Annotated in this window: 19 protein-coding genes; 7 read left to right on the forward strand and 12 right to left on the reverse strand. The window is 63.2% G+C overall.

All coding sequences use genetic code 11. The features are described 5' to 3' along the window. Positions 1-51: 51 nt before the first annotated feature. Together CD58_RS11605 and CD58_RS11610 are read right to left on the reverse strand one after the other, a co-directional pair. On the reverse strand, positions 52-3,150 hold the full coding sequence (locus tag CD58_RS11605) for an efflux RND transporter permease subunit (protein WP_025213165.1): 3,099 nt from the start codon (positions 3,148-3,150) through the stop codon (positions 52-54). A gap of 14 nt (positions 3,151-3,164) precedes the next feature. Further along, on the reverse strand, positions 3,165-4,322 hold the full coding sequence (locus tag CD58_RS11610; RefSeq protein ID WP_025213166.1) for an efflux RND transporter periplasmic adaptor subunit: 1,158 nt from the start codon (positions 4,320-4,322) through the stop codon (positions 3,165-3,167). A gap of 265 nt (positions 4,323-4,587) precedes the next feature. Here CD58_RS11610 and CD58_RS11615 point away from each other — a divergent pair, with 265 nt between their 5' ends. Both CD58_RS11615 and CD58_RS11620 read left to right on the forward strand, forming a co-directional pair. Beyond that, complete coding sequence (locus CD58_RS11615; RefSeq protein ID WP_025213167.1) at positions 4,588-5,289, forward strand: response regulator transcription factor; 702 nt, start codon at positions 4,588-4,590, stop codon at positions 5,287-5,289. A 3-nt stretch (positions 5,290-5,292) separates the two neighbouring features. After that, positions 5,293-6,594 (forward strand): ATP-binding protein, encoded by a 1,302-nt coding sequence (locus tag CD58_RS11620; protein WP_025213168.1) that lies wholly within the window; start codon positions 5,293-5,295, stop codon positions 6,592-6,594. 56 nt (positions 6,595-6,650) lie between these two features. Here the strand turns inward: CD58_RS11620 and CD58_RS11625 are convergent, their stop codons facing one another. Together CD58_RS11625 and pncA are read right to left on the reverse strand one after the other, a co-directional pair. Then, the gene (locus CD58_RS11625; RefSeq protein ID WP_025213169.1) at positions 6,651-7,292 is read right to left on the reverse strand and encodes a DUF1345 domain-containing protein; all 642 of its coding nucleotides are present in this window, start codon (positions 7,290-7,292) and stop codon (positions 6,651-6,653) included. Between the two features lie 49 nt (positions 7,293-7,341). Then, a complete protein-coding gene (pncA, locus tag CD58_RS11630; RefSeq protein WP_025213170.1) occupies positions 7,342-7,995 on the reverse strand; it encodes a bifunctional nicotinamidase/pyrazinamidase in 654 nt (217 codons plus the stop codon). A 1,253-nt stretch (positions 7,996-9,248) separates the two neighbouring features. Here pncA and CD58_RS11635 point away from each other — a divergent pair. Further along, positions 9,249-11,327 carry a putative bifunctional diguanylate cyclase/phosphodiesterase gene (locus tag CD58_RS11635; RefSeq protein ID WP_025213171.1) on the forward strand — a complete coding sequence of 693 codons (2,079 nt, stop codon included), beginning with the start codon at positions 9,249-9,251 and terminating at the stop codon, positions 11,325-11,327. Between the two features lie 6 nt (positions 11,328-11,333). Here CD58_RS11635 and CD58_RS11640 read toward each other — a convergent pair whose 3' ends face one another. Beyond that, positions 11,334-12,437 carry a DNA alkylation repair protein gene (locus CD58_RS11640; protein WP_025213172.1) on the reverse strand — a complete coding sequence of 368 codons (1,104 nt, stop codon included), beginning with the start codon at positions 12,435-12,437 and terminating at the stop codon, positions 11,334-11,336. 269 nt (positions 12,438-12,706) lie between these two features. On the opposite strand from CD58_RS11640, the gene CD58_RS11645 reads away from it, so the two are divergent. After that, positions 12,707-13,015 (forward strand): RcnB family protein, encoded by a 309-nt coding sequence (locus CD58_RS11645; RefSeq protein WP_025213173.1) that lies wholly within the window; start codon positions 12,707-12,709, stop codon positions 13,013-13,015. A 4-nt stretch (positions 13,016-13,019) separates the two neighbouring features. Here CD58_RS11645 and CD58_RS11650 read toward each other — a convergent pair whose 3' ends face one another. Both CD58_RS11650 and CD58_RS11655 read right to left on the reverse strand, forming a co-directional pair. After that, positions 13,020-13,343, reverse strand: coding sequence for a protealysin inhibitor emfourin (locus CD58_RS11650; RefSeq protein WP_025213174.1), 324 nt, complete (start codon positions 13,341-13,343; stop codon positions 13,020-13,022). Further along, on the reverse strand, positions 13,343-14,404 hold the full coding sequence (locus CD58_RS11655; RefSeq protein ID WP_025213175.1) for a M4 family metallopeptidase: 1,062 nt from the start codon (positions 14,402-14,404) through the stop codon (positions 13,343-13,345). The genes CD58_RS11650 and CD58_RS11655 overlap by 1 nt, the downstream gene beginning before the upstream one ends. A gap of 311 nt (positions 14,405-14,715) precedes the next feature. On the opposite strand from CD58_RS11655, the gene CD58_RS11660 reads away from it, so the two are divergent. Further along, positions 14,716-15,057: an FKBP-type peptidyl-prolyl cis-trans isomerase gene (locus CD58_RS11660; protein ID WP_003182897.1), complete on the forward strand. Its 342-nt coding sequence runs from the start codon at positions 14,716-14,718 to the stop codon at positions 15,055-15,057. 136 nt (positions 15,058-15,193) lie between these two features. Next, complete coding sequence (locus CD58_RS11665; protein ID WP_025213176.1) at positions 15,194-15,949, forward strand: ArsR/SmtB family transcription factor; 756 nt, start codon at positions 15,194-15,196, stop codon at positions 15,947-15,949. Positions 15,950-16,027: 78 nt separating this feature from the next. Here CD58_RS11665 and CD58_RS11670 read toward each other — a convergent pair whose 3' ends face one another. Further along, positions 16,028-16,819, reverse strand: a complete 792-nt coding sequence (locus CD58_RS11670; protein WP_025213177.1) for an AraC family transcriptional regulator — start codon at positions 16,817-16,819, stop codon at positions 16,028-16,030. A gap of 109 nt (positions 16,820-16,928) precedes the next feature. On the opposite strand from CD58_RS11670, the gene CD58_RS11675 reads away from it, so the two are divergent. Further along, complete coding sequence (locus tag CD58_RS11675) at positions 16,929-17,858, forward strand: DMT family transporter (RefSeq protein WP_025213178.1); 930 nt, start codon at positions 16,929-16,931, stop codon at positions 17,856-17,858. A gap of 81 nt (positions 17,859-17,939) precedes the next feature. On the opposite strand, the gene CD58_RS11680 is transcribed toward CD58_RS11675, so the two are convergent. The 4 genes from CD58_RS11680 to CD58_RS11695 all read right to left on the reverse strand — a co-directional run bounded on the left by CD58_RS11680 (position 17,940) and on the right by CD58_RS11695 (position 22,980). Beyond that, entirely contained in the window at positions 17,940-18,959 is a 1,020-nt protein-coding gene (locus tag CD58_RS11680) for a branched-chain amino acid aminotransferase (protein ID WP_025213179.1), read from the reverse strand. 301 nt (positions 18,960-19,260) lie between these two features. Beyond that, on the reverse strand, positions 19,261-20,646 hold the full coding sequence (gene lpdA / locus CD58_RS11685; protein WP_025213180.1) for a dihydrolipoyl dehydrogenase: 1,386 nt from the start codon (positions 20,644-20,646) through the stop codon (positions 19,261-19,263). A gap of 3 nt (positions 20,647-20,649) precedes the next feature. Then, the gene (locus tag CD58_RS11690) at positions 20,650-21,921 is read right to left on the reverse strand and encodes a dihydrolipoamide acetyltransferase family protein (RefSeq protein WP_025213181.1); all 1,272 of its coding nucleotides are present in this window, start codon (positions 21,919-21,921) and stop codon (positions 20,650-20,652) included. After that, positions 21,922-22,980: an alpha-ketoacid dehydrogenase subunit beta gene (locus CD58_RS11695; protein ID WP_025213182.1), complete on the reverse strand. Its 1,059-nt coding sequence runs from the start codon at positions 22,978-22,980 to the stop codon at positions 21,922-21,924.

Genomic DNA, 22,980 nt, shown 5'->3' on the forward strand with positions numbered 1-22,980 from the left:
ATCAATCTCGACTGACCTGACGCCTTCGCGAACAAGCCCGCTCCCACGGATTCAGCGCTGTTTGCCAGACCTGCGCACGAGTCTCATCACCGCCACAAAAAACACCGGCACAAACACCACGGCCAATGTCGCGGTGATCATCCCGCCAATCACCCCGGTGCCGATGGCCTGCTGGCTCGCCGAGCTGGCGCCGGTGGCGATGGCCAGGGGCACCACGCCGAGGATGAAGGCCAGGGAGGTCATGATGATCGGGCGCAAACGCAGGCGTGCCGCCTGGAGCGTGGCGTCGACCAGGTCATGGCCTTCGTCGTACAGGCTCTTGGCGAACTCGATGATCAGGATGGCGTTCTTGGCCGACAGGCCGATGATGGTGACCAGTCCGACCTTGAAGAACACGTCGTTGGGCATGCCGCGCAACGACACCGCCAGCACCGCGCCGAGCACGCCCAGCGGCACCACCAGCAGCACCGAGGTGGGGATCGACCAGCTCTCGTAGAGCGCCGCCAGGCACAGGAACACCACCAGCAGCGACAGGCCCAGCAAGATCGGCGCCTGGCTGCCGGATAGGCGTTCCTGCAACGACAGCCCGGTCCATTCCTGGCCCAGTCCCGCCGGGCCTTGGGCCACCAGCCGTTCGATTTCCGCCATGGCCTCGCCGGTGCTGTGACCGGGCGCCGGCTCGCCGGAAATGCTGATGGCCGGGTAGCCGTTGTAACGGGTCAATTGAGTCGGGCCCTGGGTCCACTTGGCCTGGACAAAGGCCGACAGCGGCACCATTTTCCCGGTGTCGTTGCGCACATGGATCTTCAACAGATCGGCGACCTGGCTGCGTTGATCACCTTCCGCTTGGACCACCACCCGCTGCATGCGCCCCTGGTTGGGGAAGTCATTGATGTAGCTCGAGCCCACGGCAGTCGCCAGCACACTGCCGACATCGGCAAAGGACACGCCCAGGGCGTTGGCTTGCTTGCGGTCCACTTCCAATTGCACCTGCGGCGCTTCGGCCAGGGCGCTTTCGCGCACGCTCATCAGCACCGGGCTTTTTTCAGCGGCGGCGAGCAAAGCCGTGCGAGCCTGCATCAGCGTGGCATGGCCGAGGCCACCGCGATCCTGCAAGCGGAACTCGAAACCGCTGGAAGTCCCCAGGCCATCCACCGGCGGCGGGAGAACAGCGAAGGCCACGGCATCCTTGATCCGGCCGAAGGCCTGGTTGGCGCGCTCGGCAATGGAACTGGCCGAGTCATCGCTGCCACGGTCCGACCAGTCCTTGAGGGTGGTAAACGCCAACGCGGCGTTCTGCCCGCTGCCGGAAAAGCTGAAGCCCAGGATCACCGTGCTGTCGCCCACCCCGGGCTCGCTGGCGTTGTGGGCTTCGATCTGCTCGACCACCTGCACCGTGCGGTTCTTGCTCGCGCCGGGCGGCAATTGAATGTCGGTGATGGTGTAGCCCTGGTCTTCCACCGGCAGGAAGGAGGAGGGCAAGCGGCTGAACAGCAGCCCCAGGCCCACCAACAGCACGCCGTAGATCAGCAGATAGCGTCCGGTGCGCTTCAATGCATAGGCCACCCAACCTTGATAACGATCACCCAATTGATCGAAACGCCGATTGAACCAGCCGAAGAATCCGCCTTTGGCGTGGTGATCGTCCTGGGCGATGGGTTTTAACAAGGTCGCGCAAAGCGCAGGGGTCAACGTCAAGGCGAGGAAGGCCGAGAACAGAATCGACGTGGCCATGGACAGCGAGAACTGCCGATAGATGACCCCCACCGAGCCTTGCATGAACGCCATCGGGATAAACACTGCCACCAGCACCAGGGTGATGCCGATGATCGCGCCGGTGATCTGCTGCATCGCCTTGCGCGTCGCTTCCTTGGGCGACAACCCTTCGCTGGCCATGATCCGCTCGACGTTTTCCACCACCACGATGGCATCGTCCACCAGGATGCCGATGGCCAGCACCATGCCGAACATGGTCAGCACGTTGATGGAAAAGCCCAGGGCAAACATCGTCGCGAAGGTGCCCATCAGGGCCACCGGCACCACCAGTGTCGGAATCAAGGTGTAGCGCACGTTCTGCAGGAACAGGAACATCACGGCGAACACCAGCAGCATCGCCTCGGCGAGGGTATAGACCACCTTGGTGATGGAGACTTTGACGAAGGGCGACGTGTCGTACGGGATCTTGTATTCCACACCGGCCGGGAAATAGCGCGCCAGTTCGTCCATCTTCTGGCGCACCCGGTCTGCCGTGCTCACGGCGTTGGCTCCCGGTGACAATTGCACGCTGACGGCGGTGGACGGCTTGCCGTTCAAGCGCGTGGAAAATTGATATTCCTGGCTGCCGACTTCGACCCGGGCCACATCGGCAATGCGCACGGTGGAGCCGTCGGGGTTGGCCTTGAGCACGATGTCGGCGAATTCTTCAGGCGTCGACAGTTGGCCCTTGACCAGGACGGTCGCGGTGATTTCCTGGGTCGTGCGGGTGGGCAAGTCACCGATGCTGCCCGCCGACACCTGGGCGTTCTGCGCCACGATGGCCGCGTTGACGTCGGCTGGGGTCAGGTTGAAACTCAGCAGCTTTTGCGGGTCGATCCAGATCCGCATCGCCCGCTCGGCGCCATACAGCTGGGCCTTGCCGACACCGTCCAGGCGCTTGATCTCGTTCATCACGTTGCGCGCCAGGTAATCGCTGAGGGCCACATCGTCGAGCTTGCCGTCACTGGAGGTCAGGGTGATGAGCAGCAGGAAGCCGGCCGAGACCTTGTCCACCTGCAGGCCTTGCTGGGTGACCGATTGGGGCAGGCGCGACTCCACGGCCTTGAGGCGATTCTGTACGTCGACCTGTGCCAGTTCGGGGTTGGTGCCGGGCTGGAACGTCGCGGTGATGGTGGCGCTGCCCAGGCTGCTCTGGGAACCGAAGTACAACAGGTTGTCGGCGCCGTTGAGTTCTTCCTCGATCAGGCTGACCACGCTTTCGTCCACGGTCTGCGCCGAGGCGCCCGGGTATACCGCATAGATCTCGATCTGCGGTGGCGCGACGTCGGGGTACTGCGCCACCGGCAGCTTCGGGATGGCCAGCGCACCGGCCAACAGGATGAACAACGCGACCACCCAGGCGAACACCGGGCGGTCGATAAAGAACTGCGGCATAAGAAACGTCCTGCTTACTGCCCAGGGACCTGGGCAAAGGGAAGAGGGGAGTCGTCGATCCGGACTTTTTCACCGGGGCGGGCGTGTTGCAGGCCTTGCACCACGATGCGGTCGCCGGGCTTCAGGCCGTGGGTGACGATCCAGCGGTCGTCTTGCACGGCGCCCAGTTCCACCGGTTGCAGGCTGACCTGTTGCTGCGCGTCGAGCAGCAACACCTGGGCCACGCCGACACTGTCTCGCTGGATGGCCTGTTGCGGCACACTGATGCCTTGCCGATCGAAGGCTTGCTCCAGGCGTACGCGCACGAAGCTGCCCGGCAGCAGGTCGAGGTCGGGGTTGGGAAATTCGCTGCGCAGGGTGATCTGGCCGGTGCCCGGGTCGACGGCGATGTCGGTGAACAGCAACTTGCCCGGCAACGGGTAGAGGCTGCCGTCGTCCTGGATCAGGGTGGCTTTGGCCTGACCCTGGCCGATCTGCTCCAACTGTCCGGAACGCAGGGCGCGGCGCAGTTCGTTGAGCTCGCGGGTCGATTGCGTGAGGTCGGCGTGGATCGGGTTCAGCTGCTGGATGAGGGCCAGGGGCGTGGTTTCGTTCTGCCCCACCAGCGCGCCTTCGGTGACCAACGCCCGGCCGATGCGCCCGGCAATTGGCGCGGTGACGGTGGCATAGCCCAGGTTCAGCCTGGCCCGTTCCACGGCGGCCTTGTTGGCGGCGACATCGGCGGCGGTCTGGCGGACGGCGGCGCGGGCATTGTCGTAGTCCTGGCCGCTGATGGCGTTGTCGTCGATCAACTGCGAGTAACGCTGCGCTTGCAGGCGAGCCTGGAACGCGTTGGCCTCGGCTTTGCGCAGCGCGGCTTCGGCGCTGTCCAGGTCGGCCTTGAGTGGCGCCGGGTCGATCCGGAACAACACGTCGCCTTTGTTCACGTCGCTGCCTTCGCGAAAGACCCGCTGCAACACCACGCCGGGTACGCGTGCGCGGACTTCGGCGGTCCGCGGCGCCGCAATGCGCCCGCTCAGTTCGCTGCTGATGGACAGTGGCCGGGCTTGGAGGGTCTCGACGGTCACGGTGGCCAACGGCGCTTCATCGGCGGGGGGCGAGGAGGTGTCGCAGGCGCTCAACAGCAGTGCCCCGAGCAATAGGCCCAGGGTGGCGAAGGTGTTCGTTGACATGGTGCTTCCCCAATAATGAACGTTGCCATGCTACGAGGCGCGACCGCGGGCAACGGTAAAGCTTTGTAGGGGGTGTGTGAAATTGTGTAAGGGGTTTGCTCGGGAGTGGGCGAGGGCGTATATCCTTGGCAGCTTGAGATTTTCCGCGCTTGTCCTATCGCCATCGCGAGCAAGCTCGCTCCCACAATGATCACGCGAACCCTGTGGGAGCGAGCCTGCTCGCGATGAGGCCCTGCCAGGCGCCACAGCACTTTCTGGAAACACCATGCCCAACATCCTCCTGGTCGAAGACGACACCGCCCTCTCCGAGCTGATCGCCAGTTACCTGGAGCGCAACGGCTACCAGGTCAGCGTGCTCAGCCGTGGCGACCATGTCCGCGAGCGGGCCCGCGTCGATCCGCCGGACCTGGTGATCCTCGACCTGATGTTGCCGGGGCTGGACGGCTTGCAGGTCTGCCGCTTGCTGCGGGCCGATTCGGCGACCTTGCCGATCCTGATGCTCACCGCCCGGGATGACAGCCATGACCAAGTGCTGGGCCTGGAAATGGGCGCCGACGACTACGTCACCAAACCCTGCGAGCCCCGGGTGTTGCTGGCGCGGGTGCGTACCTTGTTGCGTCGCAGCAGCCTCACCGAACCGCAGACCGTCAACGATCGCATCCTCATGGGTAACCTGTGCATCGACCTGTCCGAGCGCACCGTGACCTGGCGCGGGCAAGCGGTGGAGTTGTCCAGCGGCGAATACAACCTGCTGGTGGTGCTGGCCCGTCATTCCGGGGAAGTGCTGAGCCGCGACCAGATCCTGCAACGCCTGCGGGGCATCGAGTTCAATGGCACCGACCGCTCGGTGGACGTGGCGATTTCCAAGCTGCGGCGCAAGTTCGACGACAACGCCGGTGAGGCGCGCAAGATCAAGACCGTGTGGGGCAAGGGTTATCTGTTCAGTCGTTCCGAGTGGGAATGCTGACCGATGTGGAAGCTGCTGATTCGTCTGTACCTGGTCACCATCGTCTCCTACAGCGCGGCGATCTACCTGATGCCTGAGCTGGTGATCCGCTTGTTCCATGAGCGTTTCCTGACCTACAACCTCGATCATTCCCGGGGGCTGCAAAGCTTGATGGCCAAGCAGTTTCGCGCTGTGCCCAGCGCGCAATGGCCGGCGTTGGCGGCGCAGATGGACAAGGAGTTCGAGCCGTTGCGCATCGAACTGGCGGCTATCGACGATCAAGGCTTCAGCGCCAATGAGCAGGCGCGTCTCAAGCGCGGCGAGAACGTGGTGCGCCTCGGCGACTGGGCCTGGCGCACCCTGGCGGTTGCGCCGTTGGATGAGCACACGGCGGTCAAGATGATCGTGCCGCCGGACCCGGCGGATGTGAGTTGGTTGTATTGGAGCATCAACGTGCTGATCGGCGCGACGATGCTCGCCTGCCTGCTGCTCTGGCTGCGGCCGCACTGGCGTGATCTGGAGCGTCTCAAGCGCACCGCCGAGCGCTTCGGTAAAGGTCACCTGGGCGAGCGTACGCACATCGCCTCACGGTCGAACATCGGCAGCCTCGCCCATGTGTTCGACACCATGGCCGGCGACATCGAGAACCTGCTCAACCAGCAGCGGGATCTGCTCAACGCCGTGTCCCACGAACTGCGCACGCCGCTGACCCGGCTGGATTTCGGCCTGGCCCTGGCGCTGTCCGACGACCTGCCATCGGCCAGTCGTGAACGCTTGCAAGGGTTGGTGGCACACATTCGTGAGTTGGATGAGCTGGTGTTGGAGTTGCTGTCCTACAGCCGTTTGCAGAACCCCGAGCGTTTGCCCGAGCGGGTCGAAGTACCGCTGGATGAGTTCATCGACAGCATCCTGGGCAGTGTCGACGAGGATCTGGCGGCGCCGGACGTGGTGATCGATGTGCTGTTGCACGGGACGTTGGAGCGCTTCGTGCTGGACCCGCGCCTGACCGCCCGGGCCTTGCAGAACCTGCTACGCAATGCCATGCGTTATTGCGAGAGGCGGATCCAGGTGGGTGTGCGGGTCAGCGACCGAGGTTGCGAAATCTGGGTCGACGACGACGGTATCGGAATTCCCGATAGCGAACGCGAGCGTGTGTTCGAGCCGTTCTATCGCCTGGACCGCAGCCGCGACCGCGCCACGGGCGGCTTCGGCCTCGGCCTGGCCATCAGCCGCCGCGCCCTGGAAGCCCAGGGCGGCACCCTGACGGCCGAAGCCTCGCCCCTGGGCGGAGCGCGCTTCAGGCTATGGCTGCCCACACCGTCCTGAATCCTGTGGCGAGGGAGCTTGCTCCCGCTGGACCGCGAAGCGGTCCCAATGGCCCCTTACCCAAACAACCCCGCCGCAATATTGATCGAAAACCCAAGAATCGCCGTGTTGAACACAAATCCGATCAACGACTGCGCCAGCACGATCTTGCGCAGTTGCCGGGTGGCAACCCCCACGTCCGACGTCTGCACCGCGACCCCGATGGTGAACGAGAAATACAGGAAGTCCCAGTAGTTGGGCGTGGTCAGCCCTTCGGCAAACCGCAGGGCCGGCTCCTTGCCCTCCCAGGTGTAATACAACCGCGCATAGTGAACACTGAAAATCACCCCGATCAGCAACCACGAACCGATCACGGTCATGGCCGTGAAACCGTAGTGCAACAGCTTGCCGGCGGTTTGCAGGTCGCGGCTGCCGGCCAGTTCAAAGGTGATGGTCGCCAGGCTGGCCAACGCGGCGATGCAGACCACCAGCAGGACCAGCCCGGCATTTTCATCTTCGATTTCGGCGATGCGTTTGACGTCGGGCGCCTTGGCCCGCACGGTCAGCCAGGACATCAGTATCAGGTAGGTCCAGACCCCGGCGTTCCAGCCGATGAGGATTTTGCTGATGATGGAATCCATTGGCGCCAGAAGGCCCACCGCCAGGCCAAGGACCGTGGCGCTGGAAAGACGCGGGTGAGTGCGGGCGAGGAAGGGCATGGAGGCTCACTGTTCGAGAAAGGTGCGCTGAGTATGAGCCATCAGGCGATCATTGGAGGAGTCGGCCGGCTATCGCCGTCGATTGAATCAATTCCACCCCTGCGGTCTGCATCCTCCGGATCGCGCTGTCCATCGAGCCGTCGATATCAATGCCGCGGCAGGCGTCGAGCACCACAAAGGCGTTGAATCCCGCCGTCCGCGCGTCCAGCGCCGTGAACATCACGCAGAAGTCCAGGGCCAGGCCCACCACGTACACCGTGTCGATGCCGCGCTCTTTCAGGTAACCCGCCAATCCGGTCGGGGTCTGGCGGTCGGCTTCCATGAAGGCCGAATAACTGTCGATGTCCGGGTTGCAACCCTTGCGAATGATCAGTTGGGCGTGGGGCAATTCCAGCGCCGGGTGCAGTGCGGCGCCTTGACTGCCCTGTATGCAGTGGTCGGGCCAGAGTTTCTGCTCGCCGTACGGCAGCTGAATGATGTCGAAAGGTTGCTTGCCAGGATGGCTGGAGGCAAACGACGCATGTCCGGCCGGGTGCCAGTCCTGGGCGAGGATGACGTGCCTGAATGAGCGCCCCAACTGATTGATCAACGGCACAATCTCGTCGCCTTCCGGCACGGCCAATTGACCGCCAGGGATGAAGTCGTTTTGTACGTCTATCACCAGTAAGGCAGCGGTCGTGGTTCGGGTGACGGGAACTGTCATGAATAAATCCTCCTGGAAGTGGTTCTTCGATATTAGCCGAGCCGCTTGGGGCTCAGGTTTTTGTCGCCAACTTCCTCGCTGGCTGATACACCGCCTTCGCGAGCAAGCCCGCTCCCACAGGGGGCTGGTGGTGGGCAGGATTGCTGAGAACTCCCCGTAAAACTGTGGGAGCGGGCTTGCCCGCGAAGGCGGCGGCACATTCAATATCTTTGCAAGCTGACCCACCGCCTTCGCGAGCAAGCTCGCTCCCACAGGGGGCTGGTGGTGGGCAGGATTGCTGAGAACTCCCCGTAAAACTGTGGGAGCGGGCTTGCCCGCGAAGGCGGCGGCACATCCAATAACTTTGCAAGCTGAACCACCGCTTTCGCGAGCGAGCCCGCTCCCACAAGGGATTGGTGGTGGGCAGGATTCCAGAGAACACTCCGTAAAAACTGTGGGAGCGGGCTTGCCCGCGAAGGCGGCGGCACATCCAATAACTTTGCAAGCTGAACCACCGCTTTCGCGAGCGAGCCCGCTCCCACAAGGGATTGGTGGTGGGCAGGATTCCAGAGAACACTCCGTAAAAACTGTGGGAGCGGGCTTGCCCGCGAAGGCGGCGGCACATTCAATATCTTTGCAAGCTGACCCACCGCCTTCGCGAGCGAGCCGGCTCCCACAAGGGATTGGTGGTGGGCAGGATTCCAGAGAACACTCCGTAAAAACTGTGGGAGCGGGCTTGCCCGCGAAGGCGGCGGCACATTCAATATCTTTGCAAGCTGAACCACCGCTTTCGCGAGCGAGCCGGCTCCCACAAGGGATTGGTGGTGGGCAGGATTCCAGAGAACACTCCGTAAAAACTGTGGGAGCGGGCTTGCCCGCGAAGGCGGCGGCACATTCAATATCTTTGCAAGCTGAACCACCGCTTTCGCGAGCGAGCCGGCTCCCACAAGGGATTGGTGGTGGGCAGGATTCCAGAGAACACTCCGTAAAAACTGTGGGAGCGGGCTTGCCCGCGAAGGCGGCGGCACATTCAATATATTTGCAAGCTGAACCACCGCTTTCGCGAGCGAGCCCGCTTCCACAGCGGGATTGCGGCGGGGGTGTGGATCCAAGATTGTCTCGAAAGGGTAAGCAAAATGTCTTTCGTCGAAAACATTCCAGGTTTGATGGCTTTTTGATATTTGGATGATGCGTCGGCGATCCGATTGCGTACAATCGCCAGCCTCCAATCGGGCATGGAAGCAGTTCGGCTTTGCAGTCACGAGAAAAAAACCATGCTCATCGGTAGTTACTCCCCTGCCTTAGTTTCGATTTCCCTGTTTGTTGCCGTATTAGCCTCCTATACCGCGCTGGACCTGACGGGACGTATCGCCACCACCCAGGGGCGTGCGGCCCATCTGTGGATGGCGGGGGGCGCTTTGGCCATGGGCGTGGGCGTCTGGTCCATGCATTTCATCGGCATGCTCGCGTTCACTTTGCCGATTGAGCTTGGCTACGATGTAGCGATCACCGCGCTGTCACTGCTGATCGCCATTCTTTCCTGCGGTTTTGCCCTGTGGCTGGTCAGCCAGCCGAAGTTGCCGGTGTGGCAGCTGGCCTTCGGCGCGCTGATCATGGGCGCCGGCATCAGCGCCATGCATTACACCGGCATGGCCGCCCTGCAAATACAACCGGGCATCGATTACGCCCCGACGTTGTTCGGGGCTTCGCTGGTCATTGCCGTCGGGGCTTGCGCGGTAGCGCTGTGGATTGCCTTTCGCCTGCGCCAGAACTCTCCTCACGTGCGCCTGGCCCGTGCCGGGGCTGCGGTGGTGATGGGCGTCGCCATTGTGGGTATGCATTACACCGGCATGGCCAGCGCACAGTTCAGCGAGGGCAGTTTTTGCGGGTCCTTGGACGGCTTGAGCGGCAAGGGCCTGGACAATCTGGTGCTGATCACCACCCTGGCGGTGTTGGCCATTGCCTTGCTGACGTCGATTCTCGACGCGCGCCTGGAAGCCCGTACCGCGGAACTGGCCCAATCGCTGACCCTGGCCAACCGGGAACTGACCCAATTGGCCCTGCACGACCCCCTCACCGCACTGCCCAACCGGGTGCTGCTGGCTGATCGTATTGACCAGGCCATGCATCGGGTGCAGGAGCAGGGTGGTTGTTTCGCCTTGATGTTCATCGACCTGGATGGCTTCAAACCGGTCAACGATGCCTTTGGTCACCACATGGGTGATTTGCTGTTGCGGGACGTGGCCCTGCGCTTGCGCGAAGACTTGCGTAGCCAGGACACCTTGGCGCGGATCGGCGGTGATGAATTCGTGCTGCTGGTGCAACTGGCCGAGCCCGACGATGCCTTGCGCCTGGCGGCGCGCCAGGTCGGATTGATCGCGCGTACCTTCCGGGTGGCCGAACACGACTTGCAGATCTCCGCCAGCGTCGGCATTGCGCTTTATCCCGGTAACGGCCAAGGCGCTGAGGAACTGTTGATGAATGCCGACGCGGCGATGTACCACGCCAAAGGCGCCGGCAAAAACGGCTACAGTTTTTTCGATGCGTCGATGAACAGCAACGCCCGCAAGCAATTGCAGTTGCTGCAAGACCTGCGCATCGCCGTCGAACAGCGGCAATTCAGCCTGTACTACCAACCGAAGTTCGACGCCGCCAACGGCCGGCCGGTCGGCGCCGAGGCGTTGTTACGCTGGACCCACCCGACCCAGGGCCTGCTGATGCCCGACACCTTCATCGACCTGGCGGAAAAGACCGGGTTGATCATCCCCATCGGTGAATGGGTGCTGAACGAAGCCTGTCGCCAGATGCGCGAATGGTACGTGCTCGGTTACACCGACTGGCGCATCGCGGTGAACCTGTCGGCCTTACAGTTTTGCCACACGGGTTTGGTGCAGAGTGTGGCCAAGGCGCTGGAGACCCATAAACTGCCGGCCAACAGCCTGACCCTGGAAATCACTGAAACCACCGCCATGAGTGATGCGGATGCGAGCATGACCGTGCTGCAGCAGCTCTCGGACATGGGCGTGGACCTGTCCATCGATGACTTTGGCACCGGCTATTCGAGCCTGATGTACCTCAAGCGCCTGCCGGCCAACGAGCTGAAGATCGATCGTGGCTTCGTCCGCGACCTGGAGCATGACAGCGATGACGCGGCGATCGTCTCCGCCATCGTTGCCCTCGGCCAGGCCCTGGGCCTGCGGATCGTTGCCGAAGGGGTGGAAACCAATGTGCAGCAGAGCTTCCTGACGAAGTTGGGTTGCGATTCGTTGCAGGGCTACCTCCTGGGCCATCCGCTGCCGGCCGAACGTTTCATCCATGACATCCGTCAGGCGCAACGCGTGGCGACCGCCTGAGCGGCTTCAAGGCAGGATCTCGAATGCCGTGCTGCCCAGGCGCTCGCCATTGACCAACAGATGCACCGCATGCCGGCCTGCATAGTGCCGGCGGGTGGTCAGTTCGCGAATGTGTTGGGCGCGGCTGAGGGTGACGCAACCCTGGGCGGGCAGGTCGAAGGTCTTGAGCTTGAAGACTTTGGCCGACGTACCGCCCGAGGCTTTCACGTAATCGATGGCGTAATCGATCACCAGGCGCTGGTTCTGCCCAAGGGTTGACTGCACCTTGAAGGACAGCGTGATCGGGTCCCCCAGGCGAATGACCGCCGGCGTCACCTTCAGCTCCAGGACTTCGACCTCGGCCTTGCCACCCACCCCGATCACGGCCAGCGCCCGAGGGTTGCCTTGTTTGATCAGGCTGCGCAACGCATGCCGGGCGATCCATGCAGTGTGGCGCTCTTGCAAGGGCCAGCTTTCGATCCGCTCCAGCACCCAGTCGGGATGCTGCTTGGTAATGTCGTTGAGGTGATTGGCCACGGACTTGCGCACATAGAGGCTGTTGTCGGCCTTGAGGGCGTCGAGAATCGCGGCGGCGAGGTCGGGGTTGGCCTGGATCGGCTCCAAGTGAAACGACCACGGCAAGCGCGGTCGGCTGCCTTCGCTGGCCAGGCGGCGGACGTGCTCGTTGGTATCCCGTGCCCAGGTGTGCATGACCTTGAGGGTGCGCGCCAGGTCGTCACGCAGGAAGTGCCGTACCGCGAACTCCGAAGAGCCAAATTGGGTGAAGTACTTGAGCGCGTCCATGGACAGGTCGAAGCGGTGCCGGCCGTAAGCCGCCACGTAGTGCGGCAGGAACATGCTGACGAACATGCTGTTCAGGCGCGGGGCCAGGTCGCGCAGCACCTCCAATGAGGCTTCATAGCTCAAGGGCAGCACGGCATGCAGGCACTCGCTGACCCGCGCCATGCGCTGCATCACCGACAACTCGGCCAGCCCGTCGTTGGCCATGTTCAGGAATGCCCGGGCGTCGAATGCCGGATACACCGCGCTCATTTCGCTGGCGATATGCTCCAGGCGCGCGGCGTTGAAAATTTCCTTCAGGGCAGGGGAGGCAGTGGTCGGGGTCGTCATGGTGGGGTCCGTCGTCCAAGGTTCGTCACTATATCCCGTGGCGAGGGAGCTTGCTCCCGCTCGGCTGCGCAGCAGTCGTAGACCCGGTGAATGCCGTATCACTGAAGGACCGCGTCGCCTGGATTGGGGCTGCTGCGCAGCCCAGCGGGAGCAAGCTCCCTCGCCTCGGGGGGATGGGAGGCTTTCCGCTCCAGTCGCTGCTGTGAAGGGAATGATTCGCCGCCCGCGAAGTCCCAGTTTCAGTCCCTCGAATAACTGGAGTTTTTTCTATGCGCAAACCCACCCTGATCGCCAGCCTGGTCCTGATCTCCGGTCTCACAGCCCTTGGGCCTGCCGCGCAAGCCGTCGAGAAAACCGGGGATGCCTTGGAGCATTCGCCAAGCAATGGCCGCAGGCTGGTGGAGAACGACCGGGTACCGGCGGATTACCAGCGCGCGGACAGGGCCATGAAAGACTGGAAACAGAAGCAGCTCGAGCAGCCGACAAGCGAGCAGCAATGGGTGCATATCGACGACAAATACTTGTTGATCGAAACCGTGTCCGGCGCAATCGTCAAGATCGTTCCGGCCACGCGTTAGTCCCTCAGAGCACTTCGCCTTTGTCCCACAGGTGCACCAGTTCACCGGGTGCCTGGTCCTCAGGCACCTGCAGCACCATCTCGTCATCGTGGTCGTCGGTGCGATAGCGCACCTCGATCTGAAAAAAACGCTGATCGCCCCGGCCTGGGGTGGACGAAGTCAGCGGCAGGCAGCCTTCCAATACCGAGCAGATGCGCGTGCGCTGGTCGAGGTCGCACTGGGCGAACTCGATTTCCCGGGGGCGGGTCAAGGCATGGATAGCCGCCACGCCGCCCTGGCGTGACAGCCGTACCACGGCGTTATCGTCGAGGTTTGGAAGGGTTTTCATCAGCTTTCCTCTGTCAGGTCGACGCCGACCTGGGCCCAGCCATCCTGCACCGCTTGCACCTCCCGTGCGCCGAAGCGCTGGCGGGCGTGCTCGACGGTCAGGCGGGCGAAAGCGCTGAAGGACGCGTCGTTGGCCAGTTTGCGGTCGCACAAGGTGTCATACCAGATCCGGCCGGCCTTTTCCCAGGCAAATCCGCCCAGCGCGGTGGCCACCAGATAAAAGGCTCGGTTGGGAATGCCGGAATTGATGTGCACGCCACCGTTGTCTTCGCGCGTGATGACGAATTCGCGCATGTGGGCCGGTTGCGGATCCTTGCCCAGCATCGGGTCATCGTAGGCCGTGCCGGGGTTGGACATGCTGCGCAGGCCGTCGCCGTTGATCTTGTCGGTGAGCAGGTCGGCGCCGATCAGCCAGTCGGCCTGGTCGGCGGTCTGTTCGAGCACGAACTGCTTGACCAGCACGCCGAACACATCGGAGATGGACTCGTTCAACGCCCCGGACTGATTGGCATAGATCAGCCCGGCTTCGCTTTCGGTGACGCCGTGGGCCAACTCATGGGCCACGACGTCCAGAGAGCGGGTGAAACGCTGGAAAATTTCACCGTCACCGTCGCCGAACACCATTTGCGCGCCGTTCCAGAACGCGTTTTCGTAGCCCTGGCCATAATGCACGCTGCCTACCAGGGCGAAGCCTTTATTGTCGATGGAATCGCGGCCCAGGATTTTCCAGAAAAAATCATAGGTGGCGCCGAGGGCATCGTAGGCTTCGTCCACAGCCGGGTCACCGCTGGCCGGTTGGCCTTCCAGGCGTATCGGCTGGCCGGGCAGTTCCATGGTGTTTTGGGCGTCATGCACACTGCGCTGCGGCTGCCCGGCCTTGCCTGGCTTGGGCAGCTTCGCGGCGGCGGGCGGGTTGTGCGGCGGACCGGGATTGTGCCGCAGGCTGCGCACGTGGGTCAGGGTGCCCAGGGCCCTGGAGCGTTGCTGTTCGGAGCCGTGGGCGATGATGCGGTTGAGAATGTACGGAGGAATGAAACTGTGAAGCGGGCGAAAATCAGTCATCAGAAAATCCTTATCTGAAATGCAGGGCCGATACCCATGTGAACCGAAGTGGCTGCTGCGGTTCCCTAGGGGCGGGTTTGTGTGACCGACCCAGGCGCTCAGCCATGCACGAAACCGTGGCGAGGGAGCTTGCTCCCGCTGGGCTGCGAAGCAGCCCCAAAACCTCGCCCCTCAATGTGCCAGGCAGATCGCACCCAACCTGTCGGGATTGCTGCGCAACCCGGCGGGAGCAAGCTCCCTCGTCACAAAAATTTGCCAGGTTCGCCTATTTCTGAGAAAACCCGCGCCTTGGATCACTCGGGAACGCCCTCATGAACGAAGAACTGCAAATCATCGACCTGGAACAGGGTGACGGCAAAAGCGTAGTCAAAGGTGCGCTGATCACCACCCAATATCGCGGCACACTTGAAGACGGTACTGAATTCGATTCCTCCTACAGCCGCGGCAAACCCTTCCAGTGTGTGATCGGCACCGGTCGCGTTATCAAGGGCTGGGACCTGGGGCTGATGGGCATGAAGGTCGGCGGCAAGCGCAAGCTGCTGGTGCCGGCCCACCTGGCCTACGGTGAACGGTCCATGGGCGCGCACATCAAGCCCAACGCCAACCTCATCTTTGAAATCGAGTTGCTGGAAGTGCTGACCCGGGACGATTGAAGGGCGCAGGCGCGGGCCCGCAGGTTCGTGTAGTCGGGTAGGGATCAGGTCCATGAAGCGCTGTCTTGTTCGCGAGGGAGAAAGTGTTGCTACTCTCTCCAGTCGAGACATGGCTTTGTTCGTCCGGGAGCGAAATATGAACGCAGAACATCATGATGCAGGCGTGTCCCAGGTGGCCGCCGCCATTGCCGAACCGGCTCGTACCCGGATGCTGTGTGCCTTGATGGACGGCCATGCCCGCACCAGCACCGAATTGGCGAGCATCGCCGAGGTCAGCGCCTCCACCGCCAGTGCCCACCTGGCCAAGCTCAAGGACCTGGCCTTGGTACGCCTGCACGTCCAGGGCCGGCATCGCTACTACAGCCTGGCGGACCCGCGCGTCGCCCAGGCCCTCGAAGCGCTGATGGTGATCGGTCAGAATGCCGCACCGACCTTCACGCCGCGCACCCCGGATCGCCTGCAATTCGCCCGTACCTGCTACGACCACATGGCCGGCACCCTGGCGGTGCGGCTGCATGATCGGATGATCGAGGCCGGGTGGCTGGTGGAGGTACAAGGACAGGGTTATCGGTTGAGTGAACCCGGCGCGGCGTTGTTCGAGGGGTTGGGCATCGACGTCCAGTTACTCGCCGCGCAACGGCGCCGATTCGCCTGCCCCTGCCTGGACTGGAGCATGCGCCGTCCGCACCTGGGCGGGGCCCTGGGGGCGGCGTTGCTGCAAGTGGCGATCAAGCGCAAGTGGGTGATCCAGGACCTGGATAGCCGGGCGCTGGGATTGACGGCCAGTGGTCGTCGGGAGATGGCGGGGCGGTTTGGGATCAGTGCCGAAATTGACGTCAACCCCACTGGCGCTATCGCGAGCAAGCTCGCTCCCACAGTGGGCCTGCGCTGAACACAGGGTTGATGTCCGCCGACAGACCCTGTGGGAGCGAGCTTGCTCGCGATAGCCGTTTCAGCACCACCCCCATTATCAAGCCATATGCCTGCGTCGATACTCATCCGGCGTAGTCCCCATCATTTTGCGAAACATGCTGATGAATGCCGAGGCGCTGCTGTAGCCCAGGTCCAGGCCGATGGTTTCCACGGTCTGGCCACGTGCGAGCAAGGCCAGGGCTTCGATGACTTTCACACGCTGGCGCCATTCCACCAATGACATGCCCAGGTCCCGCTGGGCCCGACGCATCAGCGTGCGTTCGGTGGTGTTGGCGGCGCGGGCCAATTCCGGCAGTGAGCGCGGATCGCCTGGATTGGCCTCCAAGGCCCGCAGCACAGGGCCCAGAAGCGGGTCATCGGAAGAGGGCAGGTAGCTGCCGACATGAGGCGCTTCGGTCAGTTTGTCCACCAGCACCTGCAACAGGCGTTCCTGCTGAGGCGTCTGTGGTTGGCTGGGCGGGTCGCTGCGCAGCTCTTCCAGGAGGGCGCGGATCAACGGGCTCAAGGTCAGCGCACAGGGCTCGGCAGGCAGCGCACTGCACAGTTCGGCCGCCAGGTACAACGAACAGTGGCAAGCCTCATGCCGATTGAACCCAACGTGCTCCATGTCCGGCGGCAGCCAGATGCCGTACTGCGGTGGCGCCAGGTAATGGTGCTGGGCGATCTCGATTTCCATCACTCCACTGTAGGAGTAGACGAACTCACCCCAGGCATGCCGATGCCGGGGATAAGTGGCGTGGGCCGGCATGCAGGCGCTGCGAAAGAAAATCGGCGAGGGCAGGTCCGCGTCGAACGGAGGCATTTTCAGATGTTGGGCTGGAGGCTGCATATCGACCGCAATGGCGGATTACCGGGATGGCTTGTCGGGTAATCACTATATCCAGCAAAGGTGTCAGGCAGACAATCCTTTCATCCATTTCTGCCCAAGGACCTTTCCCATGACCACCCGCCGCGCCCTGGATGGCCAGGTCAGTGCCCTTATGACTGGACTCTGTGCCATCTGGGGTTTCCAGCAAGTCGCGATCAAGGCCAGCGCCGCTGACATGGCACCGATGCTGCAACTGGGCGTGCGCTCGGCCATCGCCGCGGTACTGGTCTGGCTGTTGGTGCTGGCGCGGGGTGAACGCCTGTCCCTGGCCGACGGCAGTTGGCGGCCGGGCCTGCTGGTGGGCCTGCTGTTTGCCCTGGAGTTCGTGATGGTGGGCGAAGGCCTGCGGCATACGACGGCTTCGCACATGGTGATTTTCCTGTACACCGCACCGATGTTCGCTGCCCTCGGCTTGCACTGGAGGCTGCCGAGCGAACGCCTCAAGCCGGCGCAATGGCTGGGTATCGCCGTCGCATTCGCCGGGATCGTGGTGGCCTTCAGTGGTGGCTCGGGAGCGCCGAACGGCAGTTCATTGCTCGGCGACTGCATGGGGTTGTTGGCCGGTGCGCTGTGGGGCGCGACCACGGTGACGGTCCGTTGTTCGCGATTGACGGACCTGCCCGCCAGCCAGACGCTGTTGTATCAATTAGTCGGCGCCGGGGTGCTGCTGATCGGGATGTCGGTGGCCTTGGCACAGACCACGATCAACCCCACGCCGCAACTCATTGCCAGCCTGGCGTTCCAGGTGTTGCTGGTGTCCTTCGCCAGTTTTCTGATCTGGTTCTCGCTGCTGCGTCACTACCTGGCTTCGCAGTTGGGCGTGCTGTCGTTCATGACACCGTTGTTCGGCATTGGCTTTGGTGTCTGGCTGCTGGACGAACCGTTGGAGCCGAACTTCATCCTCGGCGCGGTCCTGGTGCTGGGTGGGATTCTGCTGGTCAGTGGCTACGGTTGGTTTCACCAGCGCTGGGGACGATGGCTGGTATTGCGTCGGGGGTAGCCGAAGCAGCCAGTAAAAAGCCCACCCTTGCCGAGGCAGGGGTGGGCTTTTTCATGCAGGCTGAACAGGCAGTTGCTTAGGTCAAACCTTGACGATCCAACCCGCTGGCGCTTCCACGTCGCCGGTCTGCACGCCGGTCAGCTCTTTGTAGAGCTTCTGGGTGATCGGACCGACTTCGGTTTCGCTGTGGAACACGTGCAGCTTGTCTTTGTAGCTGATGCCGCCAATCGGGGTGATCACCGCGGCGGTACCGCAGGCCCCGGCTTCCTTGAAGTCCGACAGCTTGTCGATGAACACGTCGCCTTCGATCACTTCCAGCCCCAGGCGCGATTTGGCCAGTTCGATCAGCGACAGGCGGGTGATGCCCGGCAGGACCGAAGGGGATTTGGGGGTGACGAATTTGTTGTCGTGGGTGATGCCGAAGAAGTTCGCCGAGCCGACTTCCTCGATTTTCGAGTGGGTCATCGGGTCCAGGTAGATGCAGTCGGCGAAGCTGGCTTTCTTGGCCTGGGAGCCGGGCATCAGGCTGGCGGCATAGTTGCCACCGACCTTGGCCGCGCCGGTGCCTTGTGGGGCGGCGCGGTCGAAGCTGGAGATCAGGAAGTTGTGCGGGGTCAGGCCGCCCTTGAAGTAGGCGCCGACCGGGATGCAGAAAATCGAGAAGATGAACTCGGGTGCGGTGCGCACGCCGATGTTGTCACCCACGCCGATCACGAACGGACGCAGGTACAGCGCGCCGCCAGTGCCGTAGGGCGGGATGAAGCGCTCGTTGGCGCGGACCACTTGCTTGCAGGCTTCGATGAACTGCTCGGTCTCGACGTGCGGCATCAGCAGGCGGGCGCAGCTGCGTTGCATGCGGGCGGCGTTCTGGTCCGGGCGGAACAGGTTGATCGAACCGTCCTTGCAGCGATAGGCCTTCAGGCCTTCGAAGCACTGCTGGCCATAGTGCAGGGCGGTGGAGCCCTCGCTGATGTGCAGTACGTTGTCGTCGGTCAGGGTGCCGGCGTCCCAGGCGCCATCGCGCCAGTGCGACAGGTAGCGCTTGTCGGTCTTGATGTAGTCAAAGCCCAGTTTGTCCCAATTGATGCTCTCGTTACCCATGACACCCTCTATTACTTAACAACCGTCGAAACGGTTCAAGGCTTCTGACGTTTTGTGGATGGGGACAACAATACTTCATTCCGGGGCTGTTTCGCAGCCTGCACGATAGGTGACAGGCAGATTTCTGCAGACTCCCCCGTGGCGAGGGAGCTTGCTCCCGCTCGGCTGCGAAGCAGTCGTAACCCGGTCAACGCGGTGTGACTGAACGATCCCGGTGCTCGGCTTGGGGCTGCTTCGCAGCCCAGCGGGAGCAAGCTCCCTCGCCACAGGTGAAACTCATGCCTTCAGATGCACTGCACGGCTATAGATGCAACGCATGCCCCAACGCCCGCAACGCCGCTTCCTGCACGGCCTCGCCCAGCGTCGGATGGGCGTGGATGGTGCCGGCGATGTCTTCCAGGCGCGCGCCCATTTCCAGGGACTGACCAAACGCGGTGGACAGCTCCGACACGCCGACGCCGACCGCCTGCCAGCCAACGATCAAGTGGTTGTCCCGGCGCGCCACCACCCGTACGAAACCGCTTTTCGATTCCAGGGTCATGGCCCGGCCGTTGGCGGCGAACGGGAAGCTCGACACGATGCAATCGAGCCCGGCCGCCTGGGCTTCGTCCGGCGTCTTGCCGACCACCACAAGCTCCGGGTCGGTGAAGCACACAGCGGCGATAGCCGTTGGATTGAACTCCCGGTGCTGGCCGGCGATCAGCTCGGCGACCATTTCCCCCTGGGCCATGGCCCGGTGGGCGAGCATCGGTTCGCCGCTCAGGTCGCCGATGGCCCAGACGTTGCGCATGCTGGTCTGGCAGCGGTGGTCGATTTTCACCGCCGCACCGTTCATCGCCAAGTCCAACGCTTCGAGATTCCAGCCTTGGCTATTGGGCTTGCGCCCGACCGCCACCAGCACCCGGTCGGTGGCCAGGTTCAGCGTGTCGCCAGCGGGGTCACGCACTTGCAAGGTGCTGGCCTGGGCATCGAACCCTTCGACGCTGTGCTTGAGGTAGAGCTTCACCCCCAACTGCTTGAGCGCCTCGTGCACCGGTTGGGTCAGTTCGCCATCGTAGGCCGGCAGGATCCGCTCCTGGGCCTCGACCACGCTGACCTCGGCGCCAAGCTTGCGGTAGGCGATGCCCAGCTCCAGGCCAATGTAGCCACCGCCGACCACCACCAGGTGCTTGGGCACCGAAGTGGGAGCGAGGGCTTCGGTGGAGGAGATGATCGGCCCGCCCACCGGCAGCATCGGCAAGTTGACGCTTTTCGAACCGGTGGCGAGCAGCAGGTGCTCGCACTGGATGCGGGTGTCGCCGACGTCAACGGTCTTGCCATCGACCACCTTGGCCCAGCCGTGGATGACCTGGACCTTGTGCTTCTTCAACAGCGCGGCGACCCCGGTGGTCAGGCGATCGACGATGCCGTCCTTCCATTCCACGCTCTTGCCGATGTCCAGGGTCGGCGCCGACACCGTGATGCCCAAGGCTGAGCCTTGGCTGTGGTGCCGCGTCTGGTGAAATTGCTCGGCCACGTGGATCAACGCCTTGGACGGAATACAGCCGATGTTCAGGCAGGTCCCGCCCAACGCCTGGCCTTCCACCAGGATGGTCGGGATGCCCAACTGGCCGGCGCGGATTGCCGCCACATAGCCGCCGGGGCCGCCGCCGATGATCAGCAGCGTGGTGCTCAAAGTCTGTTGCATTCGTTACTCCACGAACAGCGTTGCGGGTTGTTCGAGCAGGCCGCGCAGGGCCTGGATGAATTGCGCCGCGTCCATGCCGTCGACCACCCGGTGATCGAAGGAGCTGGAGAGGTTCATCATCTTGCGAATCACGATCTGGCCCTTGATCATCATGGGCCGCTCGACGATTTTGTTCACGCCGACGATCGCCACTTCCGGCAGGTTCAGCACCGGGGTGCTGACGATGCCGCCGAGGGCGCCGAGGCTGGTCAGGGTGATGGTCGAACCGGACAACTCGTCGCGGCTGGCCTTGCCCGTGCGCGCAGCTGTTGCCAGGCGCGAAATTTCCGCCGCGCTGTCCCACAAGCTGCGGGCTTCGGCGTGACGCACCACCGGTACCATCAGGCCGACGTCGCTCTGGGTGGCGACACCCACATGCACCGCGCCTGCGCGGTGGATGACCTGGGCTTCGTCGTCGTAGCGCGCGTTCATCTGCGGGAAGTCCCGCAGGGCCACGACCAGGGCCCGCACCAGAAATGGCAGCAGGGTCAGCTTGCCCCGACTGGCACCGTGTTTTTCATTCAGGTGAACCCGCAGTTCTTCCAGGGCGGTGACGTCGATTTCCTCGACGTAGCTGAAATGCGCGGCGCGTTGGGTCGCCTCCTGCATGCGCTGGGCGATCTTGCGGCGCATGCCGATCACCGGGATTTGCTGCTCGTCGTGGCGCTCGGCGTAGCCCGAACCGCCCTTGGCCTGGATCGACGGACCTTGGGCCAGATAGGCCTCGAGGTCTTCGTGCAGGACACGCCCGGCCGGGCCGCTGCCCTGGACCAGGCGCAACTGAATGCCCAGGTCCAACGCGTGTTTACGCACGGCCGGGGAGGCCAATGGGCGTTCTTCGGGGGCGCGGGCGACCGGGGCTTGCGCAACCGTTCTTGGCGCGGCCGTTTTTTCCACGACCGGTTCAGGGGCAGCCACTGGCTCGGACTTCGGTGCTGGTACAGCCGCAGCCGGTTGCACCGATTCCTTCGGGCCTTCCTTCAGGTTGCCCGCGCCTTCCACTTCAATGCGGATCAGTTCGCTGCCCACCGCCATGACTTCACCGGGTTCGCCGCCCAAGGCGATGACCCGGCCATGCACCGGCGAGGGGATGTCGACCATGGCCTTGTCAGTCATGACATCGGCCAGCACCTGGTCTTCGACCACCATGTCGCCGACCTTGACGTGCCACACCGACAGTTCAACTTCGGCGATGCCTTCGCCAATGTCCGGCATCTTGATAACGTGCGTGCCCATTCAGACCTCCATGACCCGTTTCAACGCCGCGCCCACACGGGACGGCCCTGGGAAATACGCCCACTCCTGCGCATGCGGGTAGGGGGTGTCCCAACCGGTGACACGCTCGATGGGCGCTTCCAGGTGGTGGAAGCAGTGTTCCTGGACCAGCGATACCAGTTCGGCGCCAAAACCGCAGGTGCGGGTGGCTTCATGGACGATCACGCAGCGGCCGGTCTTCTTCACGGACTTGACGATGGTGTCCAGGTCCAGTGGCCACAGGCTGCGCAGGTCGATGACTTCGGCGTCGATGCCGGTTTCCTCGGCGGCGGCCTGGGACACATACACTGTGGTGCCATAGGTGAGGATGGTCACGTCCTTGCCTGGGCGGGTGATGGCGGCCACGTCCAACGGCACGGTGTAGTAGCCGTCCGGCACTTGCGCCGAAGGGTGTTTCGACCACGGGGTTACCGGGCGGTCGTGGTGGCCGTCGAACGGGCCGTTATACAGGCGCTTGGGTTCGAGGAAAATCACCGGGTCATCGTTTTCGATGGAGGCGATCAACAGGCCCTTGGCGTCGTAGGGGTTCGAAGGCATCACGGTACGCAGGCCGCAGACCTGGGTGAACATCGCCTCGATGCTCTGGCTGTGGGTCTGGCCGCCATAGATGCCGCCGCCGCAAGGCATGCGCAGGGTCATCGGCGCGGTGAACTCGCCGGCCGAGCGATAGCGCAGGCGCGCCGCTTCGGAAATGATCTGGTCCGAGGCCGGGTAGACGTAGTCGGCGAACTGGATCTCGGCCACCGGCCGCAATCCGTAGGCGCCCATGCCGACAGCCACGCCAACGATGCCGCTTTCGGAAATCGGTGCGTCGAACACCCGCGAAGTGCCGTATTTGTTCTGCAAGCCTTCGGTGCAGCGGAACACGCCGCCGAAGTAGCCCACGTCCTGGCCGAATACCACGACGTTGTCATCGCGTTCGAGCATCACGTCCATGGCCGAGCGCAGGGCCTGGATCATGGTCATGGTGGTAGTGGTCATGGCGGTATCCAACGCAATATTGGTGTTGTGATCGTTCAT

The sequence above is a fragment of the Pseudomonas brassicacearum genome (genome assembly GCF_000585995.1).
Classification (GTDB): Bacteria; Pseudomonadota; Gammaproteobacteria; order Pseudomonadales; family Pseudomonadaceae; genus Aquipseudomonas; species Aquipseudomonas brassicacearum_A.